The 16,881-nt window shown below is 52.7% G+C and carries 10 protein-coding genes; 6 read left to right on the top strand and 4 right to left on the bottom strand.

The annotated features are described in order from the left end of the window. Window positions 1-6: 6 nt before the first annotated feature. The 4 genes from LOC67_RS19075 to LOC67_RS19060 all read left to right on the top strand — a co-directional run bounded on the left by LOC67_RS19075 (window position 7) and on the right by LOC67_RS19060 (window position 4,654). Window positions 7-942 (top strand): MotA/TolQ/ExbB proton channel family protein, encoded by a 936-nt coding sequence (locus LOC67_RS19075; protein ID WP_230264315.1) that lies wholly within the window; start codon window positions 7-9, stop codon window positions 940-942. Beyond that, window positions 942-1,814 carry a hypothetical protein gene (locus LOC67_RS19070; protein WP_230264312.1) on the top strand — a complete coding sequence of 291 codons (873 nt, stop codon included), beginning with the start codon at window positions 942-944 and terminating at the stop codon, window positions 1,812-1,814. Before LOC67_RS19075 ends, LOC67_RS19070 begins: the two co-directional genes overlap by 1 nt. Further along, complete coding sequence (locus LOC67_RS19065; protein ID WP_230264311.1) at window positions 1,811-2,728, top strand: hypothetical protein; 918 nt, start codon at window positions 1,811-1,813, stop codon at window positions 2,726-2,728. The genes LOC67_RS19070 and LOC67_RS19065 overlap by 4 nt, the downstream gene beginning before the upstream one ends. A gap of 99 nt (window positions 2,729-2,827) precedes the next feature. Continuing rightward, window positions 2,828-4,654, top strand: a complete 1,827-nt coding sequence (locus LOC67_RS19060) for a trypsin-like peptidase domain-containing protein (protein WP_230264309.1) — start codon at window positions 2,828-2,830, stop codon at window positions 4,652-4,654. Window positions 4,655-5,287: 633 nt separating this feature from the next. Here the strand turns inward: LOC67_RS19060 and LOC67_RS19055 are convergent. Further along, on the bottom strand, window positions 5,288-5,926 hold the full coding sequence (locus LOC67_RS19055) for an ECF-type sigma factor (RefSeq protein ID WP_230264308.1): 639 nt from the start codon (window positions 5,924-5,926) through the stop codon (window positions 5,288-5,290). Window positions 5,927-6,396: 470 nt separating this feature from the next. Here LOC67_RS19055 and LOC67_RS27645 point away from each other — a divergent pair, with 470 nt between their 5' ends. Together LOC67_RS27645 and LOC67_RS19045 are read left to right on the top strand one after the other, a co-directional pair. Further along, window positions 6,397-10,515 (top strand): choice-of-anchor Q domain-containing protein, encoded by a 4,119-nt coding sequence (locus LOC67_RS27645; RefSeq protein WP_230264306.1) that lies wholly within the window; start codon window positions 6,397-6,399, stop codon window positions 10,513-10,515. An 830-nt stretch (window positions 10,516-11,345) separates the two neighbouring features. Next, the gene (locus LOC67_RS19045) at window positions 11,346-11,987 is read left to right on the top strand and encodes a PEP-CTERM sorting domain-containing protein (protein ID WP_230264304.1); all 642 of its coding nucleotides are present in this window, start codon (window positions 11,346-11,348) and stop codon (window positions 11,985-11,987) included. A gap of 936 nt (window positions 11,988-12,923) precedes the next feature. On the opposite strand, the gene LOC67_RS19040 is transcribed toward LOC67_RS19045, so the two are convergent. The 3 genes from LOC67_RS19040 to LOC67_RS19030 form a co-directional block, all read right to left on the bottom strand. After that, window positions 12,924-14,189: a glycosyltransferase family 4 protein gene (locus LOC67_RS19040; RefSeq protein WP_230264302.1), complete on the bottom strand. Its 1,266-nt coding sequence runs from the start codon at window positions 14,187-14,189 to the stop codon at window positions 12,924-12,926. A gap of 67 nt (window positions 14,190-14,256) precedes the next feature. Next, the gene (locus LOC67_RS19035) at window positions 14,257-15,123 is read right to left on the bottom strand and encodes an HAD family hydrolase (protein ID WP_230264300.1); all 867 of its coding nucleotides are present in this window, start codon (window positions 15,121-15,123) and stop codon (window positions 14,257-14,259) included. Further along, entirely contained in the window at window positions 15,123-16,781 is a 1,659-nt protein-coding gene (locus LOC67_RS19030; RefSeq protein ID WP_230264299.1) for a hypothetical protein, read from the bottom strand. The genes LOC67_RS19035 and LOC67_RS19030 overlap by 1 nt, the downstream gene beginning before the upstream one ends. Window positions 16,782-16,881: the final 100 nt, after the last annotated feature.

Here is a 16,881-nt window from a genome sequence, read left to right as displayed (position 1 = left end):
CAAAAGATGAACTCGCCCCACTCGCAGTCGCCTGAACGCCTATCAGTCCGTCGAGGCGACCCCGAGGCGATGTTCGGATTGTCGCCCGCACCTGGTACGTCTACACGCACTGCGTTCTGCGGTTTGATCGCATTGATATTCACCGCTACGTTTTTCGGCGTCATCTCATTCCTTCCTGCCAGCTCATTCAAGTCGATGATGCTGGATCGTGGGCCAACACAATACGCTGCGGTTTTACTGGGATTCTGGGCAGCCGTAATCCTGGTGTTCAAACGCATGAAACTATCGATCCAACGCCGCGCATTGGAACATCCGGTAATACCGGAAAACCAGCGCTTCACCCTCACCCGTCAAACAGCACCCGATGTCCTGACCACGATCCATGCGATCGCTGATTTCCCAGATCAATTCCTTGTCTTCCGAAGAATATTGATCGCATTGTCAAGCCTGAAAAACCTGGGACGCATAGGAGACGTCGACGAAGTCCTGCAATCAATGGCGGATCGAGACGAATCGGCCTCGGCGACTTCGTTTGGAATGCTCTCAGGATTCCTATGGGCAATCCCAGTCCTGGGATTCATCGGAACAGTTCTTGGACTCGCTGGTGCGATCGGGAATTTCTCCTCACTCCTGACTGACGACAGTGACGTAGCAGGGATTGTCAGTTCACTACGTGAAGTGACCGGAGGACTGTCGACCGCGTTCGAAACAACACTGGTCGCACTTGTCATCGCTCTACTCTTGCAGCTTTGGATTACCGTTCAGAAAAAGGCGGAAGAGGAATTCCTAGACCAATGCCAGGATTACTGCCTTAGCCAAATTGTGTCCCGCATGCGAGCCGATGAAGTGGCATTAAATCGCAAAGAGCCCCCGCCCGAAATGAACCCGCCTTCCACAGCACCAACGCACGCATCGGCCACGACCTCCGAAATCAAAAACTGATGCGACGAAAACTTAATGGCCCTGGCGTTTCGTTCTTCGCCTTTCAAGACATCATTACGGCTGTGGTTGGGATCTTCATCCTGATCACATTGATCATGGTTTTAGAGCTACTCGAAAAAGTCGATGCGGCGTCCCACACTCCATCAGGTGATGCCGCCGCTGTAACTCGAATCATTGATCAGACCAAAGCGGATGCTGATGCGATACAAGCTCGACTTCAACAAATCCAAAAACGACAACAGAGAGAGAATGATGCGCTCACAGCAACAGGGATAGCGACAGAAGAACAATTACTCACGCAAATTGCAGAGCAAAGACGCCGGAACGAACAACTTGCCAGTCAGGTTGCTACCGTCGAACGACAACTAGAGGACACCGAAAAACGCTATAAAACGAACTCGCTCCTCGCGGAAGAGACAATTCGCAAAGTGAAAGACGATAATCAGCGATTAAGTTCGACGCTTACAGAATTGGAGGAACGTACACGAAAACTTGCAGGAAACAACACCCCGCTTTACAACGACCAATTGCGTGACGGCCGAGCATTGGTCATCGTGCGTTTAGGGGACCACCCAAATCGTTCAGTACATATTTCGATGCGTGAGGGCGACCGCAAGTCCGACCGTGCATTCGCTGGAATTGAAGACCTGATATCCGCAATCAAACAGCGGGATGCTCGAAAAACTCACTTTATGGTCTTGGTAGCGCCAGGTGGAGCGAAAGACTTCGATACTTTGAGAGAGTTCTTTGACTCCACACACCGGCCTTCTTCGTCCGGGCGATTTAGAATCGCAACATCTATACGGTATGGTTTTGACGTCATCGGACGAGATGCCGACATAAAACTGTTGTTCGAATTGGATGAATCATGAAACGACGCGTTTCCGACCAGGGCGACAGCTTTGACCTATTCCTCGACACGATTTGCAATACGTTTGGCGGAATCGTATTCCTAGCCATTCTAGTGGCACTCTTGGTGAAAATCCGACACGACCCAAGCGGCAATGAACACGCCAATCAACCGATCACTCCGTTGGTCATGCGAAATTTGGAGCTTCAACTGGCCCGCCAGCAGGCCCGCTTGCGTGACCTGCAAAAGATCTATGAAACGGTGCCTACCCCAAAAACAGATGCCACGATGACGAATCTCGTTGAATACAGCGAAGAAATAAAGAAGTTATCTGTCGCTGAAAGTCAATTAGTTAGCCAGAGGAAGCATCTCGCAGAAAACCTGATTAACATCGCCTCTAAAGCAGCTGAGATTCCTGACCGCATAAAACAAGCGGAGGAAGAGCTCAGTGAAACAAGCATTGCGTTAGCAATTGCTAAAGCAGAATGGCAAGTCGTTCGAGCGAAAAAAGCAAAGACCATGCAAGTGCCGCTTGAACGCGTAGGTGCGGGAGCGCGCGGGATTATTTTACTTTCTCACAATGAACTTTTCTTAGTCGCATCGCCAGATGATGCTGAGGGTGATTTCTTTGAAAAACATGTAACTTCTAAGCCGATCCCGGACACCGATTCGTACAGTTATGAAATCAAGCCACGTATTGGAAAAGGAATCACCCTCGGAAGTGAGAAGTCCATCGTTGCAATACGAGAAACGGCCCGTCGCCTAGCACTCAAAGACAGCACGTTGATCATAGCCGTTTATCCAGACAGTTATCATCAATTCGGACCAGTAAGGGACGCGTTTAAATCATACGGAATGAATTACGAACTCTGGATCCAAAGCGCCGGCGAACCACTCCAAGTCTCTTATGGAGTTGGTCGAAACCGAGTCCAATAGAAACAACAGATCTGGATACTCCCGATACATCTTGCATTCCTTCGACCCTGCAAATTTCCTGTAAGGCAACTCCCAACCAATCCAAGGGAGCCCCGTCTAATGCCCAAAGTTGCAACAATGCCCTGCGATTCTTCAAACATTGCCCCGCCTCTTTCTACAATCCGATTCGCCCTGTGCTTTTTCGCGATGACGTTCCTGAACATTGCTGTTTTTGTCAATGTAACGTTGTCACAAAATCTGTCACAACGACGGACGTGGGCCGATGTAAGCGGTCGGTATTCGATCGACGCTAACATGCGGGACTTTGATGACAGCTCGGTAAAACTAGACACCGGCGAACGAACGGTAACACTCAAAATTAATAGGCTCAGCGTAGCTGATCGTGAGTACGTGAAAGTCTGCAACGTGATTCGTCAATCAGCCGATCAAGCCCGCCAGATTAAAGCTCAACTGGAAACAGACAACCTACGGGATGCAACTGTAATGGCAGCCCTCGAATCGATCAGTAAATCGTTACCAGAGGGTATCGTATCGGATTTCTATTTAGGTGGTCTCAAGCCCGTACAAACTCGCAAGGAACTGGAAATCAAGGAGTCGATCCGAATCAATCAGAAAGCTATCGCGGCAATTAAAAACATTCATCAGCATTTCCCCGGGGTTCACTCCAGAACACTTGCATCTGTCTATAACAATCAAGCCGTCGTAGCGGCTCGAAACGGGAGTGCTGAGGGATTCGCTAACTTCCTCAAACTTTCCGGCGAAGCGACACCAGGAACGCTATCATTCGCTACGCACCACAATGCATCGCTTATGTTGTCAACAAAGCTCGAGCTCGGGAATGCTGCCCAAAAGCTATCGGACGTACTTGGAAGCGGTAAGCCCGAACCCGGTCCTCGAGTTCAGGATCGGTTGCTTTACACGTTCGCTCATGATCCATTTGTATTTGAGATGGACTCGACCGGTACAAGTTCGTCGAGTGAGGAATCTACGGGTGCATCAGCTAGTACCGCTCCGATTAATCTTGATAACCTAAACTTGGTAAGTTCGGGCAGTGCATTTCTTTTAACACCTCAACATGTGATGACCAATCGTCACGTAGTTGAAAACATTGATGGATTTTTGCTGACAAATGACCAAGGTTTAGAAGTCAGGGCAACAGTTTTTGCAACCAGTAGGGACCCAAATTCCGATCTGGCAATTCTGAAGCTTGAACGGTCGCTTGATATCCAGCCAATGTCAATCCGCCAAAGCCCTCCCCGCCAAGAAGAAGAAATTATTGCGTTGGGCTACCCACTTCCAGGACGTTACGAACCATCGCTAATGTCTAATCGTGGCAGCATTAGCAAATTCATGGCTGACGGGAAAAACATGCTTCATACAGCCACTGTTGAACCCGGAAACAGCGGGGGGCCGTGTGTAGATCTTTCCGGGCAAGTGGTAGGGATCAATTACGCGACCGATCGCCAGAAAGAGATCCGCAACTATGCCGTCCTATCTGAGGACGCGAGTCGATTCGCAAAAGCATCGGGCATCAAACTGCCTGAGCCAATGTCGGCAACGCACTCGACATTCGCCGATACAATTGAAGCCTGTCGCGGAGCGGTCATGATGGTACATTGCTACTCGTCAGTTCCTCCATCGTCTTCGGATGATCAATCGAGAAACGGATCGTCGCGTGGTAACCGATCGCCATCTCAGCATTCCCTGATTGCTGATGACTGTTGCCTGTGGTGTGGTGGCCGTACGTTCGTAGCATGTCCGAATTGTGCCAGCGGAAAGATCAGTGTTCGCCAAATTGTAATTGTTAGCTACGCGCTTGATGGTAGCCCGATTACTGCTCCGAAAACATTTCAGCGGGACTGTCCTCGTTGTAAACGGGGAAAAATTGCATGTCCTGCATGCCGGGGCACGGGTAACATTCGATGAATTTTGACTAGGTACATTTTTCCACCTGTTAAATATCGTCCAAAATTACCAACCAACGTTTTACTTCTCCGCGGGTGACTGTACTGAGCATCTTCACTTTGATAGTGGCAGTCTGCTTAGAGACTGCAAGTTCACTTTCGTTCTAGAATATGATGCAGAGACCGCTGAGAGGTAGGCGAATCCAACGGGGCATTGAATAGTGCGTTGGGTTTTCGATTTTTAAAGAGCGATTAGCTAGCGAAGTTTGATTTGTATTTTTAACGATTTTGCTTTGATCACCAACGCTGAAACGCATTGAAAAGGATTCCGGGGCGGCGAGGTACTGCGAATTTTCGAGATCGCGGTCTCGCGTGAGGAGTGACATGACGGACCGCTTGAGTGACAAGTCATCGCCACATCATTCATTTAGCAGCGCATCGACGCTACCTTCATCAAGGTCAACCGCTTCACGAAAGAGTGACTCGAGCAATTGCAGTCGTTCGATGTTCATCGCGAGACGTCTTGGCATGGTTTCCAGCCTTTGTTCCCTGCCTTTGGATCGTTTGCTCCGCTCGTTTTCCCAGACATCAAACACACTTTCAATGCGAGCGTCGAGGCATTCGTGCTACCCCACACTGTAAAACGCAAAACGGATCAGGCTCCCTCCAAAAATTCTGCTAGCCAAGCTCGAGTGAATCGCCAATCGCGTTCGACCGTTGATCTGGAAACACCTTGGTCGGCCGCGATTTCGTCAACGGTCATCCCCAGAAAGAATCGACACTGAACGAGATTGGCGTAACGCTCGTTGTATTTGGTCAGCTCCGAAAGGGCTTCATCCAAATCGAGCAACTTCACTTGGTTGCTTGATTCGATTTGCTCCAGCGCGACATCGAGATCGACTTTCGTTTTCTCGCCGCCGCGTTTTAGCGAGTTACGTTTGCGGGCATAGTCAACCAGGACGCAACGCATTGCTTTGGCGATGGCCGCGTAAAAAGTTTTGCGATTGACAAATTCAGCGAAGTTTCCAGCCTTCATCAGACGCATCGCTGACTCGTTGACCAATGCCGTTGCCTCAAGGGTGTGTCCCGCGGCCTGCCACGAAATCAGCCGCCGTGCGACACGGTGCAGTTCCGGATAACTCAGCTCAAATAGTCGCTCTTTTGCCTCCGCTTTTCCTTCCGCTACAGCTTCAAGACAGAGAGTGATGCTTTCGTTGTCTGGAGCAATCATTCCGCCACTACCTGGTTCGAACTCTTTAAGAAACACCAAAAGTGGGCAAGCAACGCTGCGCAAATGCCCATCGATCAGCCTTTCTCCTTTTGCAGTTCATTCCTAACGGCGTTTTTCTGAATCCCGAGCATTTTCTGCCAAAATTGGACCAGACCGGAATCGCTTTACAAAAACGGCCGCAAAAACGGTCCTTCGCCAGCAACAGGAATGCAGTTTCGGGGGCCTATTGTTATCGAAATCTCGGAAAGGGTTCACGATTGAAGAGCAAGTGACCTCGGAAATCCCGCCCCCCGGAAAGAGCGGGACGATTCAACTTGCTTTGGTCCGGCAGAGCCGACGGACGCCGTTGCAGCAAATAATTTGATTCGGATTTGATCCACAGTTCGAAGGGGCAGGGAAACAATTTGCGTTTGAAGGTATCGGGCGAGCAGCCAATGCAGCCCCACGCCACCACCTTCGCATCCATTTCTGTAGCCCTGACCATGAATCGTCGCCAACGCTCCGCTCATCGAATTGACCGTCGTCGTTTCTGCGTGAAGAGAAAAAAAAGTAGCCGCCCAACGCTCGAACAACTGGAAGGCCGAAGGCTGCTCGCTTCAGATTTTGGTGACACACTGCAATGCCTTCCACAGTTGGTTCAGGGCGAGGAGAGCATTGCGCGGAGCTTCGATAGCGGCCCGATCGCTGCCTTCGCGGCAGACACGGAACTTGGACTGCTGGTCAACACCAACCTTGACGTCGTCGACGAGAACGACACATTGACCTCACTGCGCGAGGCAATCGCTTTCGCAGACAGCTCGCCCGGTGAAGACACAATCAGTTTCGCCCCAGGTCTGTCAGGTGCGACGATCACACTCGCTGGAAGCCAGCTAAACATCACCGACGGGCTCACGATTGATGCTTCTTCGCTTTCGGAACGGCTAACCATTGACGCAGCTGGCCAATCGCGTGTATTGAACTTCGATTCTGCAAACGGCAACTTGACGCTCGACAGCTTCATCGTCACCGGGGGCACTCAACTGGGCGATGAAAACGGTGGCGGAATTCGATTCGAATCCGATGGCACGTTCACCCTTCGCAACAGCGTAGTTCGAAACAACGAAACACCTGACACGGGTTTCGGCGGAGGAATCTTTTCGCTCAATGGCGAATTCCATCTGGTCGATAGCGTCGTTGAAAACAACAACGCCGCAATCGATGGCGGCGGAATCGCGGTTTTCGGTGGCGATACCTTCATCACGAATAGTCAGGTGATTGGCAACAGCAGTGGCGGCGACGGTGGCGGTATTCGTGCCGCTAAGATGTTGACGGTGTCCGGCAGCTTGGTCAGCGAAAACCAAAGCGACGGTGGCGGTGGTGGCGCCACCGCCGGCGGTGACACATTGATCACCAACAGCACTTTCAGCAACAACACCAGCGGTGAAGATGGCGGCGGCTTTAGAATGTTCGTTTTTGGCGACTTGAACGTCATCAACAGTACGTTCAGCGGCAACAGCAGCGACGGTGATGGAGGAGCGATCCAAACGTTCGGTCTTGAAGCGTTGACGATCACCAACGGTACAATTGTTGCCAACGAGAGTGCTGGCCAGGGAGGTGGCATCTTTGTCAACAACACCTCAGCGAACGCTCCGGTCGCGATTAAAAACACGATCGTCGCCAACAATACAGCATCAAGTGTTTCCAATGATGTATTGCCCGATCCGGAAGCGACGCTAACGCTTATTCACAGTCTAATCGGCAATGCAGACACACTCAGCGCTTCCACGCTCGTAAGCGGAAGCCTGTTCGGATCAACAGCCAACCCACTGGATCCGCGATTGGCTGATCTTGCCAACAACGGTGGACTGACACCGACACACGCATCGCTAGCTGGCAGCCCGGTTATCGATGCTGGGAACAATGCTCTTGCTGTGGATGCCAACGGCAGTCCGTTGCAGTTCGATCAGCGGGGCGAAGGCTTTGCCCGTGTCGTCAGCGGAACGGTCGATATCGGTGCCTTTGAAGCCGAAGAGTTGCCTAGTTTTGTCGTCACAACGGATCTCGACGTGGTCGACTCTCAGGACGGACTGACCTCCCTGCGTGAAGCGATCATTTTGGCGAACAACACATCTGGTTCAGACACGATCACATTTGACGAAAGTCTTGCTGGTGCAACCATCACACTTACCGAAGGTGAATTAGAACTTCGGAGTTCACTGGTAGTCGAAGGTCTCGGTGCCGACCAATTGACGATCAGCGGAGGCGGAGTCAGCCGAGTGTTTGCCGAGCTTGGCAACGGTCAGAGGATCATCACCATAAGCGACCTAACGATTGCGGATGGTAAGGCAGTCGAATCGGGAGGTGGAGGAGCGTTCTTCTCAAACGGTGGCGACATCACGCTCAGCCGTGTTGTCCTGTCGAACAATGACACGACTGGCGGCAACGGAAGCGCAATCGTGATGGCGTTCGGCAACCTCGCAATCTCTGACAGTGCGATCGTCAACAACCTGGGCACGGGGATTGGGACGCTCCGCCTACAAGACAACCAAACGACAATCACCAACACGACCATCAGCGGCAACGCGACCCGCGGCATCAGCGTCTTCAACACCAACTCAAGTTCCGACCTCCTTTCGCTCGCGAATGTCACGATCGCGAACAATGTCGCAGCTGGTATCGAAGTCGTCGCCTTCGGCACCTCAACACAGCTTGAATACCAAAACACACTGTTCGCCAACAATGGTTCTCAAGGAAACATCGTCGCTCGCGGTAACGAGAACGGCCTACCCAGCTTGTCGATTGTATCACTCGGTCACAACTTGCTTGACGACACACCGACCGGTGACGCGGCGCATGATGCAGCGGCAGGCGATTTGCGTGATACCGACGCCTTGTTGGCACCACTGGCAGACAACGGCGGTCCGACTCCGACACATGCGTTGCTCGAAGGCAGCCCCGCAATCGACGCCGGCAACAATACTCTTGCGGTCGATGCGAATGGCAACACACTAGCGTCCGACCAGCGCGGCGAAGGTTTTGAACGGGTCGTTAGCTCGGTCGACATCGGTGCCTTTGAAGCAGATGAAAATCCAAGTCTTTTTGTCACCACCAACCTCGATGTGGTGGACTCCCGCGACGGCTTAACTTCGCTTCGCGAGGCGATCAATTTTGCCAATAGCAGACTGACCAAAGATACGATCACATTCGACCCGAGTCTTTCGGGTTCAACAATTCAGCTGACCGAGGGCGGCATTGAGCTTTCCTTTACCGTCACAATTATTGGACTAGGCGCCGACAAACTGAAAATCAGTGGTAACAACCAATTTCGTGTCTTCACGGAAACGAGCAGCGATCCGATCGATGTGACTATCACGGACGTGACCATTGCGGATGGTTTTACACCTGCAGGGGTTGGAGGAAGCGCGTTCCTCTCCGAAGGCTCGGACGCATTCTTTCATCGCGTCGTGATGACTGGCAACGCTTCCAACGGCAACGGCAGCACGTTGCACATGCGAGAGGGCAGGCTAGAAATTCATGACAGTGCGATCGTTGGCAACCTCGGCGCCGCGGCGGGAGCGATCCGCTTGCTGGACAGCAATTCAACCATCGTGAATTCGACGATTAGCAACAATGCGACAAGCGGCATTGTCGTATTCAACTTTGGATCGACGGCAGACCGCCTCTCGCTTCGTAACGCGACGATCGCCAACAACGCATTCGGCGGTGTCGAAGCGGTTGCTTCGGGAGACTCCACGACGACGCTGGAATATCAAAACACGTTGTTCGCCAACAACGGAAGCCGCGGCAGTATCCGAGCACAAGGGAGTGAGTCTGGCTTGCAAGGTCTGTCGATCATCTCGCTAGGACACAACATTCTCGAAGACACGCCGATCGGTGACGCGTTGCATGCCGCGGCATTGGGAGATCAGCGAGAAACCGACGCGAAACTGGCACCACTAGCTGATAACGGTGGCCCCACACCAACGCACGCCTTACAACCTGGCAGCCCGGCGTTAAATGCAGGAAATAACGCACTTGCCGTGGATGCCGACGACAATCCGCTACAGTTCGACCAGCGCGGCGAGGGATTTGACCGTGTCTTTGGAAGCTCGGTCGACATTGGGGCTTTCGAATCAGACGTGGTCGATTTTGTAAGCCCACAAGTTGAATCGATCCTGATCAATGGCGGTGATCGTCAACGAAGTCGTGTGACCGAAATTACGGTTGCGTTCAGCGAAATTGTCAACGCGACGGCGTCAGATTTTCTGATCGAAAACGTGGATAGCGGAGCAACGATCACATCTGTTCTGACAACAAAGATCATCAACGATAAGACGATCGCGACGTTGACGTTCAGCGGCGACGGGATCCTCGGCGGATCACTTGCCGACGGCAACTACCGATTGACTGTTTTAGACAGCATCAAGGACGTTTCAGGCAACGTGCTTGACGGTGATGGAGACGGTGCAGCAGGTGGAAACGCGACTGACGAGTTTTTCCGACTCTATGGTGACGTCAACGGGGACCGAACAGTCAACATCATCGATTTCTTCCAATTCCGTAACGCGTTTGGTAGTGAAACGCTCGATGAGCGTTTTGATTTTAACGGTGACGGGGTCGTTAATATCGTGGACTTTTTTCAGTTCCGCAGTCGGTTTGGGAGATCGGTGTAAAGCCGCACTGGCCTCGACTGAAATGAACATCAGCCGCAACGTGATCGCGTGCGGTTCGCAGGCTGCCGCCCATAACCGGACGCTAACGCGTGCCGGCTGATAGGAAACCTAAACCCGATCAAAACAAGCATCAGCCGCAACGCGCCAGCGTGCGGTTCGCCGATTCAGCGCACAGAACCGCACGCGAACCCGTGCCGACAGATAGAGAAACCAGCCCCCGATCAAAACTATCATCAGCCGCAACACGCCAGCGTGCGGTTTGCTGATACAGCGCACAGAACCGGACGCTATCCCGTGCCGGCTGATAGAGAAACCAAAACCTGATCAAACCAATCATCAGCCGCAACGCGCCAGCGTGCGGTTCGCCGATTCAGCGTGCGGAACCGGACGCTGGCGCGTGCCGGCTGATAGGAATCCTAACCCCGATCAAAACTTTCATCAGCCGCAACGCGCCAGCGTGCGGTTCGCCGATTCAGCGCACGGAACCGGACGCTATCCCGTGCCGGCTGATAGGAAACCTAGCCCGATCAAACCATGCATCAGCCGCAGCGCGCCAGCGTGCGGTTCGCCGATTCAGCGCACGTAACCGGACGCTAACGCGTGCCGGCTGATAGGAATCCTACACCGATCAAATCAAGCATCAGCCGCAACGCGCCAGCGTGCGGTTCGCCGATACAACGCGCAGAACCGCACGCTACCGCGTTCCGGCGGATAGCACCGGACGATCATGATTCCGGAGCCTTCCAAAATTTTGTGAAGGGTTCTTCGGCTCCTTTGCGTTCGAATTGGTGGAACGAGATCTATAGCCGCGGTACGCAAGCGAGAAAACAATGAACCTTCACAAAACAACGGTCATGGGCGTCTTTTTCACAATCCTCTGCGGATTCAGCCACAATGCGGATGCGGCGTTGATGATCAATTTTTCGGTTGACGACGGAGCCTCGTTTGGAAACTCGTTCACAATCGAAGAAGGCTCAGTGACCAAGATCGGCATCTTCCTTTCTGAAAGCGGCAATACCAGCATCCTGACCGATGAAGGGCTGCTTGGCTTTGGTCTAACCGGAACGCTGGAGGCCGCTAGCCCGGGAACGATCACCTCGGTAACAACCAACCCAGTTTTCGACTTCAACACCGGTGAAGCCTTCACTTCGCAGTCCATCACAATGGAATCAGCCATCTTTACCAATCCCGTGCCGACAGGCTCAAGCATTTTCCTTGGCGATTTCGAATTCGCATCGACCGGAGCTGGTGAGTCAAACTTCCTTTTTTCGGATCTGACGCCCGGCAGCGGGACGGCAAACGCCTCTTGGCTGAGCGGTATTGGGACCGAGCTGGACAGTCAAATTTTCGGAACTGGAAGTGCCGACAACTTTGGACTCACACTTAACACAACTGCGGTTCCCGAACCGGGATCTTTCGGTCTCTTTCTAATTGGACTGCCAGCGCTGTTGTTAAACCGCCGTCGACGCTAGGAACAGATGGTGCGGCGTTGGTTGGGGAGATCGGTGTAAAGCCACGCTGGCCTCGACTGAAATGAATATCAGCAGTAGCGTGATCGCATGCGACTTGCAGGCTGCCGCACAGAACCGGACGCTGGCGCGTGCCGGCTGATAGGAAACCTAACCCGATCAAAACAATTATCAGCCGCAACGCGCCAGCGTGCGGTTCGCCGATGCAACGCACAGAACCGGACGCTAACGCGTGCCGGCTGATAGAGAAACCAACCCCCGATCAAAACAAGCATCATCCGCTACGCGCCAGCGTGCGGTTCGCCGACACAACGCACATAACCGGACGCTAACGCATGCCGGCTGATAGGAAACCTAAACCCGATCAAAACAAGCATCAGCCGCAACGCGCCAGCGTGCGGCTTGCTGATACAGCGCACAGAACCGGACGCTAATGCGTGCCGGCTGATAGAGAAACCTAGCCCGATCAAACCAAGCATCAGCCGCAACACGCCAACGTGCGGTTTGCTGATTCAGCGCACGTAACCGGACGCTAACGCGTGCCGGCTGATAGAGAAACCTAGCCCGATCAAAACAAGCATCAGCCGCAACACGCCAACGTGCGGTTTGCTGATTCAGCGCACAGAACCGGACGCTGGCGCGTGCCGGCTGATAGGAAACCTAAACCCGATCAAACCAAGCATCAGCCACAACGCGCCAACGTGCGGTTTGCTGATTCAGCGCACAGAACCGGACGCTAACGCGTGCCGGCTGATAGAGAAACCAACCCCCGATCAAAACAAGCATCAGCCGCGACGCGCCAGCGTGCGGTTCGCCGATACAGCGCACATAACCGGACGCTAATGCATGCCGGCTGATAGAGAAACCTAACCCGATCAAAACTATCATCAGCCGCAACACACCAGCGTGCGGTTCGCCGATGCAGCACATAACAGGCTGCTAAAGGTTGTCTTGGCCGGTAAAGTTGGTCACCAATGCTCGAAGCTTGCGACGCAGCACACTGTAACTAAAGAACGACTTCCCGATTTCGTAGTTAAAGTCGACCATCTGCTCGCGATACTCGCGATCGTCAATGATTCGCTGGACCTGTGCGACGACGTCCTTCGTCAGATACCCTTGCATCGAAATGACTTTGGCACCCTTGGGTTCAATGTCAGCGACGTAAATGGAATAACGATTCACGAGCACGGGTTTTCGGAAATAGAACGCTTCCAAAAGTGCGTTTCCGAAGCCTTCGTACAAGCTGGGATAAGTGATGAAGTCCGCTTGCGAATACGCGTCGGCAAGCGTGTAAATCTTGCTGCCGTCTTCGTTCAGTCCTCGCTTGTCACCAACTTGTTGGTCACACAGCAGCAGATGAACGCCGCTGGATTCGGCCAAGTCTTTCAAAGCCGCAAGGTACTCGTTGCCCTCGTCGCCACTGGCGTGCGAGATCACCAACTTGCACTTATCATTTTTCAGCGCCGAAACCAAACTGATCGAGTGCTCGATTCCTTTTCGCGGAACGACGCGGGTCGGCTGCAAAAACAGGATATCGTCTTCTTCGAGACCGATGTCTTTTCGGAAACCTCGCGCGTAATCATCAACTTCGTCGGGTTCGGTTTCAAAGTCCAATACGTTTGGAACGAGAATCGAGGAGACGCCTCGTCGGTGCGCGAGATCTTCCTGCGCGAATGAGTTAATCGTGACGTTCTGAATTTGCGGAAGCGCCGGCGGAAACGCCATCCACAACATGTCGGTCACTGCCGAAACACTGAATCGATCGCGTTCCCAATAAAAATCATGATGGTGAGCGATCGTCGGAAATCCGGTTTCGGCGATAAAGTGAGTCAACGCGATCCCGAGTGGAATGTTCATCGGAATGCAAAGCGCATTCTGAACGATCAGTAGATCAAGATCATAGCGGCGAGTGAATTCGTACAGCGTGCCTTTTAGATAGTCTGCCAGAGCGTAAATTCGGCGCGTCACGTCGGGAGTCCGTGTCCGCGTTCCGAAAGCTCGTCGGTTAATCCATTCGATATCGGGGTGCCCAAAGTAAGCGTGCGGCACAACCATCGATGTATCACGATCACGGTCGCTAAGCCCCGAATACCAGTGACTCACATGACGGTGATCCCAAAGCACCTGCGCCCATTTTGCGCTCTCTAATGAGACGCCGTCGGTTCCGGCAAAACGAGTTCCGACAAATCCGATTTGTACACCCATATCTCGTCAATCTTTTCGAACAAGGCTTGTGTCGGCGCGCGACCAACGACGATCCACCGTCGCTGTATCAAACACACCGTGACAATTCTTCCAAACGGGTCAAAACAATATCTTGAGCCAAACCTTGCATCCGCATGTCGCCTTCACGCGAACGGCAGCTTCGCTGATCACCGACGAACCATGCGGTTCGAAGTCCGGCGACCGAAGCGGCCCAAATATCGTTTAAACGGTCATTTCCGACGTAAACCGCCTCGCCGGGATCGATCTGCAGGCTCGAAAGCCTGTCACACAATACGTTAAACAAACACGCGTCCGGCTTCGCATGACGGTAGCGGTAAGAAAAAACGCATAAGTTAGGGTCAAACAAAGAATCCCCGCCAAAGCTTCCGGCAATTTCTTCAATTAGTGGCAAAGTAAAGCCCTGTGCGTTGCTAACGATACCCAAACGGATGCCACGATCGTGAAGTTCCGCCAGTAGCTCAGCCGCCCCCGGCATCGGCCAAGTCGGGTTCGCTCGCGATTCATACTCGGCAGCCAATCGATGCAGCGACTGCGTCGGAACGTTCTGAACACCACAGTTAAAAAGCGTTGTCCGCCAAACGTCAACGATTTCGACTTCAGGCTTTGTGCAGGTCTCACTCAGACGAGCTTGATTACTCGAGCGAATCGCATTGTGCAAATCTTCGATCGAAGGTTCACGAGCGGCTGAGCAATCGATTCCTGCCGCCGCAATCGCTTGCGAAATGAACGTTCCGCGATCCTCCTGATCTGCAGATCCGACATCGCCACTTCCGCTGACAACCAGCGTCCCGTAGATGTCAAAGATCACGGCTCGAACACCTTCAAGTTTGTTCAAGTCCGCGGTGATCTCCGTCGGGATCGGCCGGATCTCACTTCGGTTGTCTAATATCGATTGGTACCATGGATGCCCCATCAATCAATCTCCGTTTCGACGCGACAAGGATAGAACGGTCGGGTCTTGCAAATCACTTCGGCCAGTGACGCTTCATCCGATGTCAATTCAACCTGGGATTTTGCATCAGGTTCTTCAGCCTTCAAAAGCCGTTGATACGACTGCAGCAATCGCCGTGTTGTCGATTCGATTGAATAGGTTTGTTGAATCTGTGACCTATTCGAATCCAACACTTCGGTCGTGAATGGCGTTTCGAGACAGCGAAGTAGCTGCGGATTAAGATTCCGGATCTCTGACTCAAACCCGGTATCGTGAGCCATGCGCCGCAACACCTCAATTTGCCGATTGGTCGTCAGCATCGCGAAGTCAATTCCATCAGCCGAGTCTCCGTTTACAGATGAAGACAAAGCCTCGAACTCAATCGCATCGCCGAATTGGTCTCGTATCAAATGCCAAGACTTTTGAAAGACATGTCGAGCTTCCGATCGACATGTTGAAAGCCAATCTGGCGTACCAGGAATGCAAATTTGGCTATAAAGCCTATCGAGACAAACGCCCTCACGCTCAAAGTCATCCGTGACATGGGGCAAGCGTCTCGCGACAACGCCGCGACCTGCAAGCCAAGGTTCAAGAAACGCCATCCCGAACCCTTCGGCCACACTGGTTGAAACGATCAACGAAGAAGCAGCAAGATTGTCGAGAAAGGTCACATCATCGAAAACTCCGCAGTCGAAAACCGCCCTCGGCGCGAGGTCTTTGCCCAAATGCATCCAACGTTGATAGGAAGCTGATTCGATAGGAGTTGCTGGTGGCAACGTGATTCCCGAGAACCTATTTTCAGGCATCAATCGCGAGAGCAACAAAAATTCGCCAACGTTCTTTCGACGGATGCCTCGAACAGGATAGACGCACCAAGAAACGTCATCGCCTAACGCTGCGGCCCCTCGAATTTTTCTCAATGAAGCTTCACGATCAAGTTCATGATCTGCGGCTAGCCGCACTCCATTGGGCAAGACATCGACAAGAGATGATGGAAGCCCCACAGCCTGCAAAAGCTCGGCATCACCCGATGTAAGCGTGGCATAACGAATCCGTTCGGAAACCGGATACAAATACTGATTGACCAACGAAGCAAGCGGCTTGTCCGATAGATTCGAACCACAAACAAGCTGAGCGGCTCGCATGACTCGTGCATAGTTTTCCGGCCGGAAGTCCTCCGCAAAGTCATGAATTTGCAGCAGAACTCGATAGCCATATTGGGAAGTCAACTGACGAATTGCGACCGGAGCGGCAACGTTCTTTCCCAGGGAATGATTGTGCCAATGGACAATCGTCTGGTCAGCCGGACAACCTGCATTTTCCAATGCGAGGTGGAGCTGATGAGCGAGTCTGTTCCCGCGTTGAACAGGATCATGATCCCACGCAAGGGTCTCTGATTGCTGAGCGAGTACATCATCGTACTCCATGCCTTTGATGGTGATCCGAGAACACAGCTTGTTCGTCGCTTCACTAAGCCCTTCATCACGACCACCAGACATCAGGATGATCTTGCCATCGGTTCCGGATGCATCACGATCCGGGCGACGTGATGCCAACGCGGCGACTTGGTTTTCGACCACCTGAGTCACGCCGCCTCGACGGTAGTGGCAATGCAGGATGGCGATGTTTGGAAAAGTCACGGAATCCGTTTGCTACAAGATCGATCAAGTTGTGTCGTGTGGCCCTATCGGAGGCTTGGCAATGGCCTGATGCCAGCTTTGCTGAAATCAAAATCCGCTT

Source organism: Stieleria sp. JC731 (assembly GCF_020966635.1).
Classification (GTDB): Bacteria; Planctomycetota; Planctomycetia; order Pirellulales; family Pirellulaceae; genus Stieleria.
The sequence above is the reverse complement of the archived record's forward strand: the minus strand, read 5'-3'. Positions and strand labels throughout refer to the sequence as shown.

Coding starts and splice junctions, on each gene's coding strand:
- LOC67_RS19065 (WP_230264311.1), top strand. CDS start 1,811: ATGAAACGACGCGTTTCCGACCAGGGCGACAGCTTTGACCTATTCCTC.
- LOC67_RS19075 (WP_230264315.1), top strand. CDS start 7: ATGAACTCGCCCCACTCGCAGTCGCCTGAACGCCTATCAGTCCGTCGA.
- LOC67_RS19035 (WP_230264300.1), bottom strand. CDS start 15,123: ATGGGGCATCCATGGTACCAATCGATATTAGACAACCGAAGTGAGATC.
- LOC67_RS19070 (WP_230264312.1), top strand. CDS start 942: ATGCGACGAAAACTTAATGGCCCTGGCGTTTCGTTCTTCGCCTTTCAA.
- LOC67_RS19060 (WP_230264309.1), top strand. CDS start 2,828: ATGCCCAAAGTTGCAACAATGCCCTGCGATTCTTCAAACATTGCCCCG.
- LOC67_RS19040 (WP_230264302.1), bottom strand. CDS start 14,189: ATGGGTGTACAAATCGGATTTGTCGGAACTCGTTTTGCCGGAACCGAC.
- LOC67_RS19045 (WP_230264304.1), top strand. CDS start 11,346: ATGAACCTTCACAAAACAACGGTCATGGGCGTCTTTTTCACAATCCTC.